The sequence below is a fragment of the Gammaproteobacteria bacterium genome (assembly GCA_013001575.1).
Lineage (GTDB): Bacteria > Pseudomonadota > Gammaproteobacteria > Steroidobacterales > JABDMI01 > JABDMI01.
Map to the genome: position 1 here is coordinate 1 of JABDMI010000029.1, position 19,643 is coordinate 19,643.

Here is a 19,643-nt window from a genome sequence, read left to right on the forward strand (position 1 = left end):
AATTCTTTGGCAAATTCATTTAGCTTTTTATCAAACTCGGCTCTGGCATCAGCGCTGAGCATGCCGGTTAGCATGGTTAAGTTAGAGCCGTCCTGGTCAAAGTTGGAATCGAAATAGTCGCTTTGCAGATTCTGGCGAAAAAACGATTGTACGGGGCCGTGTTTGCGCCATGTGAAATTGTGTGCGGTTAAAAGCTTAATGCGGTTTTTGGGGAGTAGTTCAATCAAGCCAAGTTTGTCGAGTTGTACCAGATATTGGATCAGTTCGGGTTCACTCAGGGTGAAAATTCGCAGGATGTCCTTATAAGTCCAGTCACTGAATACCAGTTGCATCACCAATATCAGACGCTCATCTTTTACCAAGGCATGTTCCTGTGCTTCGGTTAATTCACTCAAATATTCTTGTTGTAGCTCCATTTTGGTGATCAGATCACCCAGCGTCATTCCCAGGTAACCACAAATCTTATCCAGACGTTTTATGGAAAAACTTTCCTCGGCAAACAGGCGTTTCACGCTCGCTTCACTGAGATCGAGCGGTTTGCACAATTGCGCGTAAGTGATGCCTTGTTCTTTCAGGCAGCGCTTCAGGGTTTGTACCAGTGCAGTGGTTTGTCCCATCTCTAAACTCCTTCATTGGTATTAATAATTAATACCAGATATTGAAATATAGCATGAAGTTTGAGTAAGGGTATTGAAAAAATGCGTTAAAGAAAATTTGTGAAAACTAAGGGTTTGCATCCAGACTGTCTATTATTTCGGTATAGCGTGGGTCTTCACGTAAGACGTCCAATTCGGGGTCGTTCTCGATCCAGCTGCGCGACGAGATGGAGTCTTTTAAATACTTGAAGGCCTTGTCCAGGTCACCCGCCAGTGAATAAAAACAGGCTGTGTTGTACCGCGTGGCGGGGTCATTGGGTGCCAAATTTACGGCTTGCTCCGCCCATTGATTGGCTTTTGCGTGTTCACCAAGCTTTAATAAACAGATGGCGCCTAACTGGTAGGCACGTTGATTTTCCGGGTAATCTTTGATGTGGGCTGCGACACGCGCATAGGCCTTTTGATAGGTTTCCAGTGCAGCCGACTGATCGTCGAGAGCAGTGTATAAGGGTGCTGCCAGGGAGTAGCTTTCATAATCACCGGGTTCGACTTCGGCAGCTTTTTCAAAGTAGCGAATGGCTTCTTTGAGATTGCCTTGATGGTAATGGGTGCGCGCGTAATTATGATAGGCCTCGTATAGGCTTGGATTGATTGCAATGGCTTTTTCAAAGCGTCCGGCTGCCAAAGCGTATTCTTCTTTGGCCAGATGTGCCATGCCTAAAGCAACGTAGGTTTCTGCCCGGTCAGGCGCGAGGAGCAACACTTTACCCGCGATCTCTTTGGCCTTTTGCTTGGATAATTCCCCACCGTCATAGAAAATGGCCTGGATCGCATAAGTCTCGGCAAGGTCTGTCCAGGCGCGTATAAAATTGGGGTCGATCTTTGCCGCCATGGTGTACATCTGAATGGCGTAACGGATATTTTCAATACCTTTGTAGCCGAAAAATGCCCGACCGCGTAAATAGAAATCATAGGCCCTGGAGTTATCCGTCAAGGACTCTTTGTCAATCTCGGGATTGAGCTTAATGTGCAAGGCATCCGCGATCTTGCCGGCGATGTCGTCCTGAATTTCGAATATATCCTTGATCACGCGATCGTAAGTTTCGGACCACAGGGTTGTATTGGTTTTTATTTCGATCAGTTGTGTACTGATGCGCACACGGTTGAGAACTTTACGTACACTGCCTTCAACAAAATAATCCACATTCAGTTTTTTGGCAAAAGATTTGGCGTCATACTCTTGCGGATTAAAAGCAAACGATGATGTACGTGAACTGACATTCAACATATTGGTTTTTGATAATACATTGATCAGTTCTTCAGTCAGACCATCGGAAAAATAAGCTTGATCGTGTTCGGGGCTAAGATCCGCAAAACGTAATACGGCAACTGCTGGAATACTGCGTTGATTCTTCGCTTCAATATCATGCTCCGAGCCATTGTAGGCCAGCCGGGTTTGCACGATTTTGATGGTTTCTTCAATCAATTCGGAATTGATCACATCCAGCGTGGATAAATTGGATGCAGGCGTACGAATCTTTTTAAAGCGGGAATAAATATAGATCAAGGCGCCGGTTATTGCAGTAGCGCTAGTGGCAATAAGGACTGCTTTGTCGTTTATAAACTCTTGAGCAAAAAACAGGATGGCCAACAGCATGACGATCACTAGTAAGGATTGATAACGAAAGCCGTGATTGATGCGAAGTGTACGTAACCAGTCGGACCAACTGGAACTATTAACAGAATCTGTACCTTGAACTTTAAAAGCGGTGATCGGCATATCGATATTTTTGACAGACTGCGAACCTAAAAAGTGGTAATGCAAATTCAGTTTACGATGTACTTGTTCATAGACATTTCCGGCAATGCAGATCCCGCCTGGATCAGCCAGAGGTTCAAGACGAGCCGCAATGTTTACGCCATCGCCATACAGGTCGGCGCCTTGCTGGATCACATCACCAAGGTTCAGGCCTACCCGGATATGCATGTGCTTGTTAGCAGGGAGATCAGTATTTAACCGGCGCATGGTTTCTTGCAAATTTACTGCGCAATGCACGGCATTCAAAACACTGGGAAATTCGGCCATGAAACTGTCGCCAACCGTGCCAAAACTACGACCTCCAAATTCGCTCACCAGATGTTCGAAAATAGCGCGGCGTAGCTTGAGTTCTTTGAGGGTGTTTTCTTCATTGTCACGCATCAAGCTGCTGTACGACACAATGTCGGCAGCCATGATGGTTGCAATCTTGCGTTGCGGGTTGTAAACAGCGTGATTCAAGCAGCCTACTCAATGGATTATTATTGTAAAAATTTGCGCAGTTTCAAATTTGTATGACTAATCATATTATCAGTAGAGCATTTGCAGGGAAAGTGTTTTATTACTCGCCTTAAGTGTGAATCAATCGAGGATGTATTATTCGGCAATAATCTGATTGCGTAAACAACCAATACCCGATATTTCGCTTTCCAGAATATCACCGGCTTGTAAAAATCTTGGTGGGTCTTGCGCAACCCCCACACCACTGGGGGTGCCTGTGGCGATGATGTCACCGGCTTCCAGAGTACGAGTGCGAGATAAAATTTCGATGATCTCTGGAACTTTAAACATCATTTGGCGGGTATTGGCTGTTTGTTGAATCTGATCATTGACCCGACTGCAAATGTCCAGTTCATGTGGATCACCGATCTCATCAGCGGTAACGATCAAAGGACCCATTGGACAAGCACCATCCAGGCTTTTACCAATAAAGAACTGTTTGTGCTGACGTTGCAAGTCACGCGCGGTGACATCGTTCAAAACGGTGTAGCCAAAAACGTGCTGCATGGCGTTACTGGCAAGAATGCCTTTACCGCCTTTACCTATGACCACCGCCAGTTCCACTTCCCAATCCAGTTTTCGAGTGACATTGGTATCCAGTACGATATCTCCCTGGGGTGAATTCACACTGCCAGGCGCTTTGGTGAAAACGATCGGGTGTTCCGGGGCATTCACCTTGCGTCCCATAATGCGAGAATTTTCATTCACGTGTTCGAGGTAATTCAGCCCCAGACACATAATGTTGGAACGCGGACGCGGAATAGGCGCAAGTAACTTGCATTCTTTAAGTTCAACCTGGATTAGCCGGTCGAGATCGGAGAATGCATCCAAACCTACAGGGCCCGCATCAATAATATCAAGCACAGACCGGTAAGCATCACCAGTTGCCAAATAAGCGTGATCGTCCACCACGCGAGCTGCCGTTTGGCGAGTTTGATGGACAAGTGTGGCCAAACGCATGCTGAATTAACTCTTTTTTAATCCAAGCGCGTAGGGCGATAGCAGACGTTCCAGTTGCGCGTGAATTTTGATGCCACCCGCTAGGATGTTTCCGCTTTGCATGTATGTGTCACGGCCAGACAAGTCGGTAACCATGCCACCCGCTTCCTGGATCAGTAAAGCACCAGCCGCAATATCCCAGGGCTTCAAACCGATCTCAAAAAATCCTTCAAATCGGCCACAAGCGACATACGCCAGATCCAAAGCCGCAGCTCCGGGTCTGCGAATACCCGAGGTTTTTGCCATAACGGCTTTGAACATTTCTACATAAGTGTCCATTTGAATGCGATTGGCATGAAACGGGAAACCGGTACCTATTAAAGACAAAGCCAGTTGTTTGTTTTGGCTGACCCGAATGCGCCGGTCATTCAAAAACGCGCCTTGCCCTCGGGAAGCGGTGAATAGTTCTTCGTTGACCGGATTGTAGATAACCCCGTCTTGAAGTTTTCCATCCACCTCGAGTGCGATGGATACAGCGTATTGAGGAATGTTGTGTAAAAAATTTGTTGTGCCATCCAGCGGGTCGATGATCCAGCGATAGGATTTTCCATCGGCACTTGCCGGTTTTTGTGTTTCACCACTTTCTTCAGCCAGGATCGCATGATCGGGAAAATGCTGTTGAATGATCTCGATAATGGCATTCTCGGCTTGCAGATCGGCCTCACTAACAAATTCATTAATGCCTTTGTCTGATATTTTGAGGCGGTCGAGTTTTTTACTGAAGCGGTAGATCACTTGGCCAGCTTTGCGGGCGGCCTGTACTGCTACATTCAAGGTGCCAATATTCAGGCTGGTACTCATGCGCTACTCCGGGTTCATAATCTGGGCGATCATGGGTAAGTGGAAAGACTGTAAAAGAACACGCCTGATGCTATTTTCAGCCGAAGTATCGGGTTTAATCTCCACTTGCGGCTGACTTGTTGTCGGGCGGCGAGTAGAATACCAAAAAAGTCCTGACTAATCCGGCTTTTATGCGCTTTGTTTAACTAAAAATTATACCCGTATTTCTATCCCAGGCAGCAGATCAAATTGACTGATAACGCGATTACACAAGCACTTGAAAATGTACGCATCGTTCTGGTGGGCACAACTCACTCCGGAAACATAGGGTCCAGTGCGCGAGCCATGAAAACCATGGGATTATCCGACCTGCATGTGGTTAATCCCTGTAAATTTTCGGCGCGCAATGGTGATGCCCATGCCTTGGCTTCGGGCGCTCTGGATGTATTGTCAGGGGCGCAACGGCATACGGACCTGGCCTCGGCAATCTCGGACTGTGGTGTGGTGATTGGGGCGAGTGCTCGTTTACGCGCGTCCAGATGGCCTCAACTGGATCCGGTGGAAGCGGCTGAGAAATTGCTGGAATACTCGGAAAATCAACCAGTTGCGCTGGTTTTTGGGCGTGAGCGGAGTGGCCTGAGCAATGATGAACTGGATCATTGCCAATATTTGACCCACATAAACGCAAATCCGGAATACAGCTCATTGAATTTGGCCATGGCCGTGCAGGTGTACGCCTATACCCTGCGTATGCAGTTTTTGAATTCAGTGAAGAGCAGAGTGTTGCAATCTCCTGAAACCGATACAATGCATCCGGACGACGTGCCGGCGACTGCCGGTGAGTTGAACTTTTTATTCACGCGTTTGGAAAAGCTCCTGGATAAAGTGGACTTCCTGTTTCAGCAAGACCCGCAATACATGGTGCGCAAGATCAAACGAATGATCTACCGTGCTGAACTGGAACACAAAGAGGTTAATATTGTCCAAGGGATATTGACTTCGATTGAGAACAAGATAAATAAACTGGAAACACAACTGAGTCAAAACACGACTGAATCAGAATAATAAGCAGCCAGATAACTAAAGATCACACTAATACCTTTGCATGAGCTCATCGCCAAAAAAATCATCGACTTCCGACGATTGTCGTCACAATAAAACCATTTATCTGGATTACGCGGCAACAACTCCGGTTGATCCGCGCGTGGCAGAAAAAATGATGCATTGTCTGACGCTTGATGGTTGTTTTGCGAATCCTGCCTCCAGCAGTCATCATTTGGGCCGACAGGCACGTGGCAAGATTGAAATGGCCAGACGTCAGGTTGCCAGTTTAATCAATGCACAAGCCGAAGACATAATCTGGACGTCCGGCGCAACCGAGTCGGACAATCTGGCCTTAAAAGGTGTTGCCTATTACCACACCGAAATTGATCATAATAATAAACAAGCCATTAAGCGTAAACACATTGTGACTTGCCGAACCGAGCACAAGGCCGTATTGGATACTTGCAAATACCTCGAGTCGGAAGGGTATGCGGTTACCTATTTGAAGCCTGAATGCAATGGTCGTGTGTGCCTGCAACAGTTCCGCGAAGCTTTGCGTGAAGATACTGTGCTGGTTTCTATCATGCATGTGAATAACGAGATTGGTGTAATTCAGGATATTGAGGCAATTGCCGAGATCTGTCAGACGCGCGGGATCGTATTCCACGTGGATGCCGCTCAAAGTGCCGGGAAAATTGTACTGGATGTAGAAAAGATCCCGGTCGACCTGTTGTCTTTCTCGGCACACAAAATATACGGCCCGAAAGGCATAGGGGCTTTATATGTCAGGGCCGCCCAGCGCGTGCAAGTTGAGCCCCTCATCCACGGTGGAGGGCATGAGGCCGGATTGCGTTCAGGCACTTTAGCAACCCACCAGATCGTTGGTATGGGCGAGGCCTTTGCCTTGGCCAGGCAAGAGTTGGAAAACGATAATCAGCATATTTTGAAATTACGACAAAAACTTTTGCACGGCATCAAAGTGCTGGGCGGGATCACGATCAACGGTTTTGAAAACTGTTTTGATGAGCAAGGCAAGCTGCAACAATTGCCAGGTATTTTGAACGTCAGTTTTGATGGAATCGAAGGTGAAAGTTTGTTGTACGCCTTGTGTGAATTGGCCGTGTCCAGTGGTTCGGCGTGTACTTCGGCCAGTGCGGAACCATCCTATGTGTTACGTGCCCTGGGTCGTGATGACCAATCTGCACAAAGTTCGATCCGTTTCAGTATCGGGCGCTTTACCACCGACGCAGATATCGAGCGCGCCATCGAGGTCATACAAACCCAGGTCAGACGTATACGGGCATTTGCCGCATGAGTATGCAATATAATACATTTGTCTCCGAGGCCTTCAGCAATCCGCGTCATTTATTTGACGAGCAGGTGGAGCTATCGCGTACCGAGCAGAGTTCGGCCGGGGCACGTGAGCAGGGTGTATGGTTCAAGTTGATCTTCGACCAGCCTAATCACCGACTCTACTACAAAGTGTATGGCAATCCGTATGCGATTGCAGCCGCCGAATATCTGGCGCGCGAAGTTTCCGCAAAATCCATAGAAATCGGACAAAAACTTGATCTGGAAAATTTACGCGAGTTGCTGGATATGCCATATCCTTATTTGCACATATTGCTGAGTCTGGAAGATGCCTGGAATGCCCTACAGCCCCAATAATTTGTTTCAAAATGCACACTCGTTCACAAATACATACCTCTCTAAAATGTTAGAATAGAGCCATGAACCAAGCACAAAAGATCACCCTCACGCAGGCCGCCGCAGAGCGGGTAGCAGGCTTTATCCAGCAAGAAAAGAACAGCCTCGGCTTACGTTTCGGGGTTAAAAAGACCGGCTGTAACGGTTACGCCTATGTCATTAATATGGCGCAAGACATTGCGGCTAATGACACGGTGTTCGAAGATCAGGGTATCAAGATCATTGTTGACGCCGAAAGCCTGCCGTTTCTCGCTGGCACCCAGATCGATTTCGTCAAACAGGGTTTGAACGAAGCTTTTCAATTCCGCAATCCCAAGGTCACCGGCGAATGCGGCTGTGGCGAGAGTTTCAGTATTTAACTCAGAAATAATCCTTGTTGCGATTATTCACGTAATCCTCATTTTTTAAGAGAATAAGAGTGACCCAATATAACTGGTGTCACGGGTTTACTGTCACGGATGGAAAATTCGGTTCGATGGCAAATGCCCGGGTGAGTGGATAATTCACTTTCCCTACTAATAAGGATAGGGCTGAGATATTCACACTCGATATACGTAGAGATTGGTGTGAGCAGCAGCCAGATCCAAGTTCTTCAATGTGCGACCTCATTTCAGGGTAAAATATCGCCCTTTATTTGCTCATTATTTGATCGAAATTACTCGACCGAGCTAGCCATTTTATTTAATTAATACCCAAGATTGGAGCCCCCATGTCTGTTGAACGCACTATTTCTATTATCAAACCCGATGCCGTAGCCAAAAACGTAATTGGCCAGATCTATTCCCGTTTTGAGAACGCCGGTCTTAAGATCGTTGCGGCCAAAATGAAGCATTTGAGCAAATCTGAAGCGGAAGGTTTTTATGCGGTGCATAAAGAGCGTCCGTTTTTCAATGATCTGGTGGCGTTCATGACCTCGGGTCCCGTTATGGTTCAGGTCCTGGAAGGTAAGAATGCGGTCGCAAAAAATCGCGAACTCATGGGTGCCACTAATCCGCAAGAAGCCGATGCCGGTACCATTCGGGCCGATTTTGCCGAAAGCATTGATGCCAACGCCGTACACGGTTCGGACAGTCTGGAAAATGCTGCAATCGAAACCGCGTACTTTTTCCCGGTTACAGAATTGTGCCCACGTTAATTCAAGTACTGTAAAGCCAAACTGAACTCTTCCAGGTCTATTCACACCAAGTCTTATGAGTATAGATATTCCAATCCAGGTTGAAAGTAATCCACCGATTACTGAGAACAAGTCGCAACAGAATTTGTTGGGCATGACGCGTACGGGACTGGAAAAGTTTTTTGCAGGTCTGGGTGAGAAACCATTTCGTGCCCGTCAGATCATGAAATGGATCTACAAAAAAGGTGCGGCAGATTTTTCACAAATGACCGACCTGTCTAAAAAACTTCGTGAGAAACTCCTTGCGGAAGCCAATTTGACGGTGCCCGAGATTATGACCACGCAACACTCTGCGGATGGCACGCGTAAATGGTTACTGCGCATGGATTCAAGTCAGGGGATCGAGACGGTATTTATTCCCGATGGTGCACGCGGTACCCTGTGTGTATCCTCACAAGTGGGTTGTGCGCTGGATTGTTCGTTTTGTTCTACGGCGCAACAAGGGTTTAACCGCAATCTGAGTGCAGCCGAAATTGTCGGTCAAGTATGGCTGGCGCAACGCGAACTGGCACTTGAACGTGGTATCGATCTATTGAATTCGACCACCCCGGAACGCATTATCACCAATGTTGTTTTTATGGGGATGGGAGAGCCATTGGCCAATTATCGTGAAGTGGTACCGGCCATGCAGATCTTGCGGGATGATATTGGCTTTGATCTGTCGCGTCGTCGTGTCACCCTGAGTACTTCCGGATTAGTCCCGCAATTGAATAAACTCGCGGCAGAAGTAGATGTTGCCCTGGCAGTTTCCTTGCACGCTCCAAGCAATGATCTACGTAATGAACTGGTTCCTATCAATCGCAAACATCCGATTGAAGAATTACTGCCGGCCTGTTGGGATTATTTGCAAAAAACCAAAGGGCGAAATGTGACGTTTGAATACGTGATGTTGCAAGAAGTGAATGATCATCCTGAACAGGCACATGCATTAGCCGATTTACTGAAAAACAAAACTTACGCGGCTAAAGTCAATCTAATTCCGTTTAACCCGTTCCCGGGAACGGAGTACCAACGCTCGAGTGGAAACCGGATCGAACGCTTCCGGAAAATTTTGGCATCAAAAGGTGTTATTGCAACCACCCGGCGTACCCGGGGCGATGACATTGACGCGGCTTGTGGCCAATTGGCCGGAAAAGTAGCCAACCGGGTTAAAAAACGAATGGGAAATAAACGCTTTAGTAATACATCTGAGGCCTGAAAAATCGCTATACTTAGACTCGGATACACAGTAACAGGTAAATAATCTATGCGAAATTCAGTAATGTTCAATCGTTCAACACGCAAGTGTTCAATTCGCCTGATGTTAGTACTTGGTTTGTTCCCGCTAATTTTTACCAGCGCATGTGTCTCAATTAACACCGGGCAACCAGCAACTACCGCAAATACAAATAAATTGCCACAACAGAGCAAGCGTAACACTGAATCAAAAGTTTCTTTGGAAGAAGCAGCACGCTTTAACATGACCCTGGGTGCACAATATCTAAAACAAAATGACCTCGAACAGGCGATAAACAAACTTAACAAAGCGGTTACCCAGCAACCTAATCTCGCCCTGGCACATGCTTATCTTGGCTTCGCGCATGAACAAATAGGTGATCTGCCCAAGGCTAAAATTCACTACGCACGCGCGATAAAACTTGATCCAAGTGACCCGGTGGCATTGAATAATTACGGCACTTTTTTATGTCGCCAGAATGATGTTCGCGAGTCTTTGGTGTATTTTGAAAAAGCGGCTGAAAACCGTCTCTATCAAACACCGGACGCGGCCTATGCCAATGCCGGAGTATGTGCGCGAAAAATTCCTGACCTGGTTGCGGCAAATAAATATTTTCGTAAAGCGATCGGGGTGAATCCGAAATACACTCCGGCTTATTACCATTTGGCTGACCTTAGTCTGGAACAAGGCAAGCCTGATGCGGCACGCGAGTTTTTGAAAAGCTTGACTAAATACACACCGGAAAGCAGCCAGTCTGCCGATTATTTGTGGTTGGGTTTCCGTATTGAGCGTGCGGCCAGGAATTACGATAAGGCCGGTTATTACTCTGTGCAATTACAACAAAAATATCCGTCTTCAAAACAAGCCAAGCAGTTGCTTGATCGCTAAAGACCGGTTCTGAATTATGACTGAAGCAGAAAATCTGGATAAAGATATCAACTCAGGCGAACAATCGGTGCGAAACGTTTTATCGCCGGGCAGCATGCTACGCAATAAACGTGATGCCCTGGGTCTGGAATTAAAGGATATTGCCCGCGAATTGAATCTCGACACCTGGATGTTAACCGCGATTGAAGCCGATGAATTTAACCGTTTTGGCGCCCAGGTCTTTGCCAAAGGCCACCTTAAACATTACGCCCAGCATCTCGGATTAAATCCGGACGATGTTTTGTTTGCCTATTATCAGGTTGCCCAACCCAAAGAAACCACACCGGTAATTAAACAGAACCTGAGTAGCACCAAAAACCGAAAATCTCATGCAAAATTTAGTAAATGGTTTATGCGCTTTCTGGCCTTGCTAACCGTTGCAGCTCTGGTGTATGCAGCTGTTATATTGGTACAGTTATGGTTAAAGGACGCACAGGAAAATTCGGGCAATGATTCTGTAATCCCGGTTCCGGTTAATTCTGCAGCTATTCAATCAGATTCATCCCTGTCAGAAGATCAGACCTCTAGCAGTTCAGCAAACAATGAGAAGTCTCTGAGGCTCGCTTTGCCGCAAGCATCAGATGAGATAACAGCACAAGCGCAAGATTTGTCGAATGCCATGTCAGAGCAATCGACTAATTTAGCCGTAGCACTGAATAACGAGGAAACAGATCTACCTGCACAAGAAGATGTCCCGCAACAAGTTAATCAAGAACCGCTAGATTCCATCGCTCAGAACAATGAACCCAAAAGTCTTCTAAATGTGGCATCAAATAATAATGCCAGCAATAATGTACTGCAGTTTAATTTTTTGGAAAGTTCCTGGATTGAAGTTATTGCTGAAAATGGACAGCGCTTGATCTATGGCATGGCAAATCAAGGCACTGTACGCGATATCAATATAAATGGTCCAACAGAAATATTTTTGGGCAATGCGCAAGGTACGCGTATTTTACTGAATGGCAGTTTTTATGATATACCTGCCAATGCCAGAGCAGGCCGTACTGCGCGCTTTGTATTAGAGCCCGGCCAATAAGTCTGTCGGTGTCCTGAATTTGGCTTGATTTGTTACAAATATTTCTGATCGTTTTCGATTTTACCCATTCACGCACAAAGCGAAATGAGAGATTTCAGTGTCTAAAATAATCCAATCACTACGTGGTATGAACGATATTCTGCCAAACGAGACACCCCACTGGCAGTTTCTGGAAAACACAGTGCGCGAAATACTTTCATCCTATGCATACCGTGAAATTAGATTCCCGGTAGTCGAGCACACCGAGTTGTTTAAGCGTTCTATTGGTGAAGTGACCGATATTGTTGAAAAAGAAATGTATTCATTCGGTGGCGACGATCACAAAAAATATTCCCTGCGGCCGGAAGGTACGGCAGGCTGTGTGCGTGCCGGTATTAGCAACGGCTTGCTGTATAACCAAACACAGAAGTTGTGGTACATGGGACCAATGTTTCGGCATGAGAAGCCGCAAGAAGGGCGTTATCGTCAATTTCACCAGATAGGTGCAGAAGCGTTTGGTTTTGCCGGACCCGAAGTGGACGCTGAACTGATCATGCTCACAGCCAGACTTTGGAAAAAGCTCGGTTTATCCCCAATGCTTGAAATAAATTCAATTGGAAGCTCGGAAACCCGTGTGCAATACCGTACAGCGCTGGTTGGGTATTTTACCTCTCATCGGGACTTGCTGGATGAAGATAGTTTAAGACGCCTGGAGCGAAATCCGATGCGCATTTTGGACAGCAAAATTCCCCAGACGCAGGAACTGGTTAAAAATGCACCTGTGTTATCCGCGTTTCTAAACCAGGAAGAGCAAGACCACTTCCTGGGTTTGCAAAATTTGCTTGATGATGCCGGGATCACTTATCGGGTCAACCCCAGACTGGTGCGTGGACTGGACTATTATTCACTCACGGTTTTTGAATGGATCACTGATCAGTTAGGTGCTCAGAATGCCATATGTTCAGGCGGGCGATACGACGGCCTGGTTGAGCAATTAGGTGGAAAACCTTGCAAAGCGGTTGGCTGGGCCATGGGCATTGAAAGGGTTGTGTTGCTTTTAAAACAAGCAAATATTCAGATTCCAGATACACATCCCGAGCTGTACCTGGTTTTGGATGCTGCTGCAGAAGTCAAAAGGGCTGGTTTTCAATTGGCCGAAAAGATACGTGACGGGTTAAATGGGGTAAAATTAGAGGTTTACTGCGGTCATGCAGGGTTTAAGTCGCAATTAAAGCAGGCAGATAAAAGCGGTGCGCAATTTGCATTGATACTGGGCCAAGATGAATTGGCCAAAAATTGCATAAGCCTTAAAAATTTGAGGGTTCGCAGTGAACAAGAATCGCTTGCTTTTAATGACATTATTAGCGAATTGTGCAAACGACTTGAATCGCAAAGCTGAACAGGATTCTAACCAGCAGTAATTACAATAGAAAAATTAACAGAACAATTCTTTAGGTGCAAACAGGATAATCATGAGCGAATATTTGAGTGATGCTGAACAAAAACAGCAAATAGTAGATTGGTGGAATGAGAACGGTAAATTTATTGTTACCGGGGTTGGGCTTGGACTTGTTGCTATATTCGCATGGCGTGGCTGGACGGCTTATCTCGATAAACAAGCGGGTGCGGCTTCCATTGTTTTCGAAGATATGGTCACGGCGGTTAATGAAGGCGAGAGTGATACGGCAAAGAATCACTTGTCGACTCTGACTGATAAATACAAAAGTACGGCGTATTATCCCCACGCCCAGATGCTCATGGCCAAAGTCGCATTGGAGTCTGGAAATTTGGCTGACGCAGCAACGGCTTTGGAGCAAGCGATCAGCACCAGCAAAGATGCCGAGCTCACAGAGCTTGCGAATTTTCGTTTAGCCAAGGTCTATTTGGCCCAACAGAATTTTGATGCTGCGCTTACCACTATCGCAAAAGTTAAAAGCGAATCTTACATACCACTGGTCGAAGAGCTACGTGGCGACATTTTTCGCGCCCAAGGCAATATAAATGATGCGCGGTTTGCGTATGAAAAGGCTCAAACTGCGATGTTGGAAACTCCAATCGGTGACCCGAACCTCTTGCAAATGAAATTGTCTGATCTCGGTAAAAAATAAAAACACCAGGAAGTAATATGCATTACTCAGAAAAATACAATACATTGTCTCGCGCTACACGTTTGCTCAGTCTAATGCTAATGGCTATCATGCTTTCAGCCTGTAGTGTTTTGAACATTTTTAATCAAAGCTCTGAAGAAACCCGGGTGCCAGCCGAGCTGAAAGATATTACCCCGTCACTCGGTGTTAAACAGATCTGGAGTACCAGCGTAGGAGATTATGCACAAGGTCTTGGTTATGGCTTAACTCCGGCGATCAGCAATGAAATTGTCTATGTCGCCAGTAACAACGGCGTAGTTACAGCCCTGAACGCGATCACTGGTAAACAACTATGGTCTACGCCAACACGCGTTGCTCTTGCTGCCGGACCCGGGGCAGGATCCGGACGAGTTGTGGTTGGCAGTAATAATGGTGATGTGATTGCTTTGGATGCAACGGATGGCGCAGAGCTTTGGCGTACCAAGGTAAAAGGTGAGATTTTAGCAGCGCCAGCTGTTGGTACTAGTGAAGTTGCTGTGCGTTCGGCGAATGGCACACTCAGTGTTTTTAATTCTAATAATGGCAATGAGCTATGGAAAGACGTACAAGAAGTTCCGCGTCTAAGTTTACGAGGGTACTCCTCACCAATAGTAACAAGTGGCGTGGTTATTACCGCAAGTGACGGCGGTAAGGTTTCTTCTTTTCGAGCTTTAGACGGTGCGGTTGTTTGGGAGCGTCTAATCGGCTTGCCAAGGGGCAGCACAGAGTTGGATCGCATAATTGATATCGATGGCAAGTTGGCCTTGAATGATGCCAATCTTTTCGTGGTTGGCTATAACTCCAGACTGGCAAAAATTGACGCACGAACCGGAAACATTATTTGGGCGCATGATCATTCCAGCAATACCGGGGTCAATGTAGATTTTAAAAATGTTTATTTGAGTGATGTTGATGGAAACGTCCTTGCTTATGATCAGGAAGTTGGCTCGCAGCAATGGAAAAGCCAAGAATATAAATATCGTCAACTCAGTGCACCAGGTGTAACAGCAAAGGCACTTGTGCTGGGTGACCTGGCTGGTTTTGTGCATTTTTTGTCGCCACAAGACGGCAGTACCATTGCACGACAAAAGATCAGCAAGGCGGCTATACGCATGCCGCCTCTTACCCAGGATAACCGGGTCTATGTATTTGCCGATGATGGCAAGCTGGTTGCTTTTCAGGTAACTCAGTAAGCGCTAGTCCAACACTCCTGAATAATCATTCGGGAACGTCTGGTGGAATGACAATGCACACGAAAACAGACGACAACTTGCTCCCGGTTATTGCCTTGGTCGGTCGACCCAATGTTGGCAAGTCCACTTTATTCAATTACCTGACGCGCACCCGTGATGCCTTGGTGGCGGACTTTCCCGGACTTACCCGGGACCGCCAATATGGCTACGGCAAAGTTGGGCCGCGTGAATACATCGTGGTGGATACCGGTGGTCTCAGTGGTGATCCGGAAAAACTGGATACCTTGATGGAAAAACAGGTGCAGTTTGCCATTGCCGAAGCCGATTACGTGATCTTCTTGCTCGACGCCAAAGACGGTTTGACTGCTGCCGACGAAACGATCGCACGACAGTTGCGGCGTTTGGGTAAGCCGGTCATGGCCGTGATCAATAAGACTGAAGGTCTGGACTCGGATCGCGCCAGCATGGATTTTCATCAACTGGGATTTGAACATCTGGTTCCGGTATCCGCGGCGCATGGTCATCGTATTGGGCCGATGATGGAGTATTTGCTGGAAGAATTGATACCGCCAAGCGCAGTTGCACAAGATGTTGAACCGGATGAGCAAAGTGATGCTCAAAAACCCATAAAAGTGGCAGTAATTGGCAGACCCAATGTGGGCAAATCGACCTTGATCAACCGCATGTTGGGTGAGGAGCGCCTGGTCGCCTATGACATGCCGGGTACCACGCGTGACAGTATTGCCGTACCTTTTACCCGGGAACAACAAGACTACATCATGATCGATACCGCCGGGGTGCGGCGTAAATCAAGAGTGGAAGAGGGTATTGAAAAATTCTCGATCATTAAAACGCTTCAGGCCATTGATCAGGCCAACGTGGTGATCGCGGTACTTGATGCCAGTGAAGCCATTACCGATCAAGATGCCAGTTTGATGGGCCTGGCAGTACACCGTGGTCGTGCCATGGTGGTTGCGGTGAACAAGTGGGATCATTTAAGTGCCGATCAGCGTCAAACCATTCAACGGCAGATCGATCTCAAAATCGAATTTATGAAATTCGCCGACCTGCATTTTATTTCTGCCTTGCACGGTACCGGGGTAGGTGATCTATTCGAATCCATCCAAAATGCCTATCAAGCCGCGATGAAAACCCTGACCACAGCCGAATTGACGCGGGTTCTTGAACAGGCCGTGGTACAACATCAACCGCCCTTGGTACGTGGCCGGCGCATAAGACTACGCTACGTGCATCAAGGTGGTCGTAATCCGCCTATCCTGGTGATTCACGGGAATCAGACCGCTAAATTGCCGGGTGACTATCGACGCTATTTGATCAATACCTTTCGCAAGGCATTTTCCTTACAAGGCACGCCATTACGACTGGAGCTCAAGTCCTCGAAAAACCCGTTTGCCGGACGCAAGAATAAACTCACTGACCGACAGATCAAAAAACGTGAACGTTTGCGTAGACACGTCAAAAAGAAAAAATAAGCTTTTCAAAACCAGCTTCCAAACGGCTAAAGTTCGTTATTTTTAACACTTGCCTTACTGCTTTGCGGCTTTTTAGGGAGTATACTGTGTGACCAATATTTGTACACAGACTGTCTGGAATAAAGGAGATACAGCATGGCCAGCCTCTTGGAAATGATACTCAAATCGCAAAACGGCGATCTGGTTAAACAGATCGGCAATCAACACGGACTTGAACCGAATCAGGCCTTTGATGCAATCCGAAATTTGTTACCGAGCTTGACTAAAGGTATGAATCAGAATATCCAGAAAGAGGGCGGTTTGGGCAACTTGCTGGACGCTCTCAATAAAGGCAAGCATCAAAAGTACATAGAGGATCCGCGCGCCATTACCACCCCGCAAGCGATTGATGACGGCAATAGCATTTTAGGCCATATTCTAGGCAGCAAGGACCGCAGCCGCGAAGTAGCACGTCAGGCCTCACAGGCAACCGGGATCGATTACGAGATCCTTAAAAAAATTCTGCCGCAAGTGGCCGGCGCAAGTATGGGTGGTATGAGTAAGCGAGTGAATTCTCGCGACTCGGGAAGTTTGATCGAGGCCTTGACCAAAGCCAGTCAGCAGTCCGGTGGCAATGATGGCGGACTAGGCAATATTCTTGGCCAGGTTCTGGGTGGACAAGCCCCACAAGCGGCACCGCCCCCCAAACGTGGCGGTTTAGGTGGATTGTTAGGCAGTATATTTGGCCGCAAAAAAGCCCCGCCACCTCCACCACAACCCAAAATGCCGGATCTTGGTGGCATTTTGGGCGGCATACTTGGTGGTAAATCGGCACAAGAACTACCGCCTCAAGTTCAGCAACAAACCCGTTCGGTGTTGGGTAAAATGCTGGACCTGGATGGTGATGGCAAGACCATGGATGATATATTCAATATGGCGAAAAAAATGCTTTAGCTTTTTACTCGTTGTGATCAATTCTAAACCCGGACCTGTTCCGGGTTTTTTCATGCCCAGTTGTGATGCCGCTTTAGTTTATAATGCATGAAATTTTCAAATAGCCAAGCAATGCCAGCCACTAAATATCTACAATTAAAAACACCCTTCAAGTTTCGCAAGGGCGGTCAAATTCCCGAGTATCAACTTGCTTATGAGACTTGGGGAGAACTGAATCCGGGTAAGGATAATGCGATATTATTGTTCACAGGTTTATCTCCGTCCGCGCATGCCTCATCTTCTCCAGAAGACCAGAGTCCGGGTTGGTGGGAAGACATGTTGGGCTCAAATTGTCCACTGGACTCGGATAAATATTTCATTATTTGTGTCAATTCCCTGGGTAGTTGTTACGGCAGTACCGGGCCGGCGTCTTTGCATCCTGACACCGGGATGCGCTATGCCCTGGATTTCCCGGTTTTAACCCTCGAAGATATTGCTGCCAGCACCGATGAAGTCGTTAAGTCATTCGGGATAGAAAAACTGGCTGCCGTGGTTGGTGCTTCCATGGGAGGGATGTCGGCCTTGGCCTATCTGATCCAGCATCCCAAAAAAACCCGGGCATTCATAAGTATTTCCTCGGCTTTACGCGCCGAACCGTTTGCTATCGCATTACGTTCCTTGCAGCGCGAATTGATTCGTAATGATGCTGTCTGGAATGAAGGTCAATACGCCGATGACGAGCAACCCGTTGCGGGTATGCAAATGGCGCGTAAACTGGGCATGATCACCTATCGTTCTGCGACCGAATGGCGCCAACGGTTTGGACGAGAGCGGGCCAGCGAACGTGGTGGTGGAGCATTTGGCATTGAGTTTGATGTGGAATCGTATCTTGAGGCGCATGCCAAAAAATTTACCGGCCAGTTCGACGCCAATTGCTATCTGTATCTGTCGCGTGCCCTGGATCTGTTCGATGTTGCCGAACATGGCGGATCGATTGCTGCGGCTTTAAAAGAGATCGACATAGAGAGATCCCTGGTGATCGGCGTTAGCTCTGATTTTTTATTTCCTTTGCATCAGCAGCAAGAGCTTGCAGAGGCTCTGGGAGCGGTCTGTGACAATGTGGAATTTGTGCAGCTGGACTCGATCCAGGGCCATGATTCATTTCTAGTGGACATGGATCGATTCAGACCGGTGATCTGTGATTTTCTTGACAGCGGGTGTGCCTGAATGAAGACTATAACGCCGTTTCATTTAGCCATTCCGGTCAGAGACATCGATGAAGCGCGAGATTTTTATACGAATGTTTTGCATTGTGAAGTCGGGCGCAGCAGTAGTGACTGGGTCGACCTGAATTTATATGGTCATCAACTGGTTTGTCATTTGGATACGGAGCTTGGTTCACAGGGTCGCATTCAACACCACGTATTTCCAAAGCATGGGCATGGTGTGATCCCGGTTCCACATTACGGGGTGGTGCTGGAGATGGAAAAATGGCTGGCATTATCCGTTGAGCTAACCGACAAAGTCGAGTTTATACTGTCTCCCGCTGTACGCCTTGAGGGTGAACCGGGAGAACAAGCGAGTATGTTGTTTTACGATCCAAGTGGTAATGCTTTGGAATTTAAAACATTAAGTGACATAGAAAAACATTTATTTGCCACAGAATAAAAAATTGCATTATTTATTGATTCAATAATATGACTCCATTTCATCTTGCCCTGACTGTTCGCGACATTAATGAAGCACGTGATTTTTATACACAAACATTGGGGTGTTCTATGGGTCGTAGTGATATTGACTGGGTCGATCTGGATTTTTTCGGGCATCAGCTGACATGCCACCTCGATCCGGAGCTGGGCAAACAAGGCAAGGTCAAACAGCACATCAATCCGGTGGATGGGCATGGGGTTCCTATACCGCATTGTGGCGTGGTACTGGAAATGCCTGTCTGGCGCACGCTTGCCGAGTCATTAAAAGGGAAAGTAGCGTTTATTATCGAACCTTATATTCGTTTCCCGGGTGAGCCGGGAGAACAAGCCACGATGTTTTTTTGTGATCCATCAGGCAACGCCTTGGAATTCAAAGCCTTTAAAAATATAAGCAAGCAATTATTTGCGACTTAGCAACCCATACTACGAGACCAG

General features: G+C 47.0%; 20 protein-coding genes. 16 read left to right on the forward strand and 4 right to left on the reverse strand.

Going from position 1 to position 19,643, the window contains the following annotated elements; genetic code table 11:
* The 4 genes from HKN88_02180 to HKN88_02195 all read right to left on the reverse strand — a co-directional run.
* Positions 1-617 (reverse strand): helix-turn-helix transcriptional regulator (locus HKN88_02180; protein ID NNC96859.1); only part of this gene is annotated, 617 nt, incomplete at its 3' end.
* A gap of 106 nt (positions 618-723) precedes the next feature.
* Positions 724-2,874 carry a tetratricopeptide repeat protein gene (locus HKN88_02185; GenBank protein NNC96860.1) on the reverse strand — a complete coding sequence of 717 codons (2,151 nt, stop codon included), beginning with the start codon at positions 2,872-2,874 and terminating at the stop codon, positions 724-726.
* A 135-nt stretch (positions 2,875-3,009) separates the two neighbouring features.
* Complete coding sequence (locus tag HKN88_02190; protein NNC96861.1) at positions 3,010-3,873, reverse strand: fumarylacetoacetate hydrolase family protein; 864 nt, start codon at positions 3,871-3,873, stop codon at positions 3,010-3,012.
* 6 nt (positions 3,874-3,879) lie between these two features.
* Complete coding sequence (locus HKN88_02195) at positions 3,880-4,713, reverse strand: inositol monophosphatase (protein NNC96862.1); 834 nt, start codon at positions 4,711-4,713, stop codon at positions 3,880-3,882.
* 243 nt (positions 4,714-4,956) lie between these two features.
* Here HKN88_02195 and HKN88_02200 point away from each other — a divergent pair, with 243 nt between their 5' ends.
* The 16 genes from HKN88_02200 to HKN88_02275 all read left to right on the forward strand — a co-directional run bounded on the left by HKN88_02200 (position 4,957) and on the right by HKN88_02275 (position 19,622).
* Complete coding sequence (locus HKN88_02200) at positions 4,957-5,757, forward strand: RNA methyltransferase (protein NNC96863.1); 801 nt, start codon at positions 4,957-4,959, stop codon at positions 5,755-5,757.
* Between the two features lie 40 nt (positions 5,758-5,797).
* Entirely contained in the window at positions 5,798-7,051 is a 1,254-nt protein-coding gene (locus tag HKN88_02205; GenBank protein ID NNC96864.1) for an IscS subfamily cysteine desulfurase, read from the forward strand.
* Entirely contained in the window at positions 7,048-7,404 is a 357-nt protein-coding gene (locus tag HKN88_02210) for a hypothetical protein (protein NNC96865.1), read from the forward strand. Before HKN88_02205 ends, HKN88_02210 begins: the two co-directional genes overlap by 4 nt.
* A 62-nt stretch (positions 7,405-7,466) precedes the next feature.
* Positions 7,467-7,802, forward strand: coding sequence for an iron-sulfur cluster assembly accessory protein (locus tag HKN88_02215; GenBank protein ID NNC96866.1), 336 nt, complete (start codon positions 7,467-7,469; stop codon positions 7,800-7,802).
* Between the two features lie 350 nt (positions 7,803-8,152).
* Positions 8,153-8,578 (forward strand): nucleoside-diphosphate kinase, encoded by a 426-nt coding sequence (gene ndk / locus HKN88_02220; GenBank protein NNC96867.1) that lies wholly within the window; start codon positions 8,153-8,155, stop codon positions 8,576-8,578.
* Positions 8,579-8,633: 55 nt separating this feature from the next.
* Entirely contained in the window at positions 8,634-9,815 is a 1,182-nt protein-coding gene (gene rlmN, locus HKN88_02225) for a 23S rRNA (adenine(2503)-C(2))-methyltransferase RlmN (GenBank protein NNC96868.1), read from the forward strand.
* 48 nt (positions 9,816-9,863) lie between these two features.
* The gene (gene pilW, locus HKN88_02230) at positions 9,864-10,721 is read left to right on the forward strand and encodes a type IV pilus biogenesis/stability protein PilW (GenBank protein NNC96869.1); all 858 of its coding nucleotides are present in this window, start codon (positions 9,864-9,866) and stop codon (positions 10,719-10,721) included.
* Between the two features lie 16 nt (positions 10,722-10,737).
* Positions 10,738-11,796, forward strand: coding sequence for a helix-turn-helix domain-containing protein (locus tag HKN88_02235; GenBank protein ID NNC96870.1), 1,059 nt, complete (start codon positions 10,738-10,740; stop codon positions 11,794-11,796).
* Positions 11,797-11,893: 97 nt separating this feature from the next.
* The gene (gene hisS, locus HKN88_02240; GenBank protein NNC96871.1) at positions 11,894-13,174 is read left to right on the forward strand and encodes a histidine--tRNA ligase; all 1,281 of its coding nucleotides are present in this window, start codon (positions 11,894-11,896) and stop codon (positions 13,172-13,174) included.
* Positions 13,175-13,247: 73 nt separating this feature from the next.
* Positions 13,248-13,883, forward strand: coding sequence for a tetratricopeptide repeat protein (locus tag HKN88_02245; protein NNC96872.1), 636 nt, complete (start codon positions 13,248-13,250; stop codon positions 13,881-13,883).
* A 17-nt stretch (positions 13,884-13,900) separates the two neighbouring features.
* Positions 13,901-15,094, forward strand: coding sequence for an outer membrane protein assembly factor BamB (gene bamB / locus HKN88_02250; protein NNC96873.1), 1,194 nt, complete (start codon positions 13,901-13,903; stop codon positions 15,092-15,094).
* A 77-nt stretch (positions 15,095-15,171) separates the two neighbouring features.
* Positions 15,172-16,587: a ribosome biogenesis GTPase Der gene (gene der / locus HKN88_02255; protein ID NNC96874.1), complete on the forward strand. Its 1,416-nt coding sequence runs from the start codon at positions 15,172-15,174 to the stop codon at positions 16,585-16,587.
* A gap of 135 nt (positions 16,588-16,722) precedes the next feature.
* Positions 16,723-17,520, forward strand: coding sequence for a DUF937 domain-containing protein (locus tag HKN88_02260; protein ID NNC96875.1), 798 nt, complete (start codon positions 16,723-16,725; stop codon positions 17,518-17,520).
* Positions 17,521-17,607: 87 nt separating this feature from the next.
* Complete coding sequence (locus HKN88_02265; GenBank protein ID NNC96876.1) at positions 17,608-18,726, forward strand: homoserine O-acetyltransferase; 1,119 nt, start codon at positions 17,608-17,610, stop codon at positions 18,724-18,726.
* The gene (locus HKN88_02270; GenBank protein NNC96877.1) at positions 18,727-19,167 is read left to right on the forward strand and encodes a glyoxalase; all 441 of its coding nucleotides are present in this window, start codon (positions 18,727-18,729) and stop codon (positions 19,165-19,167) included. It begins immediately after the preceding gene.
* 29 nt (positions 19,168-19,196) lie between these two features.
* Positions 19,197-19,622 (forward strand): VOC family protein, encoded by a 426-nt coding sequence (locus tag HKN88_02275; GenBank protein ID NNC96878.1) that lies wholly within the window; start codon positions 19,197-19,199, stop codon positions 19,620-19,622.
* The last annotated feature ends 21 nt before the right edge of the window (positions 19,623-19,643 follow it).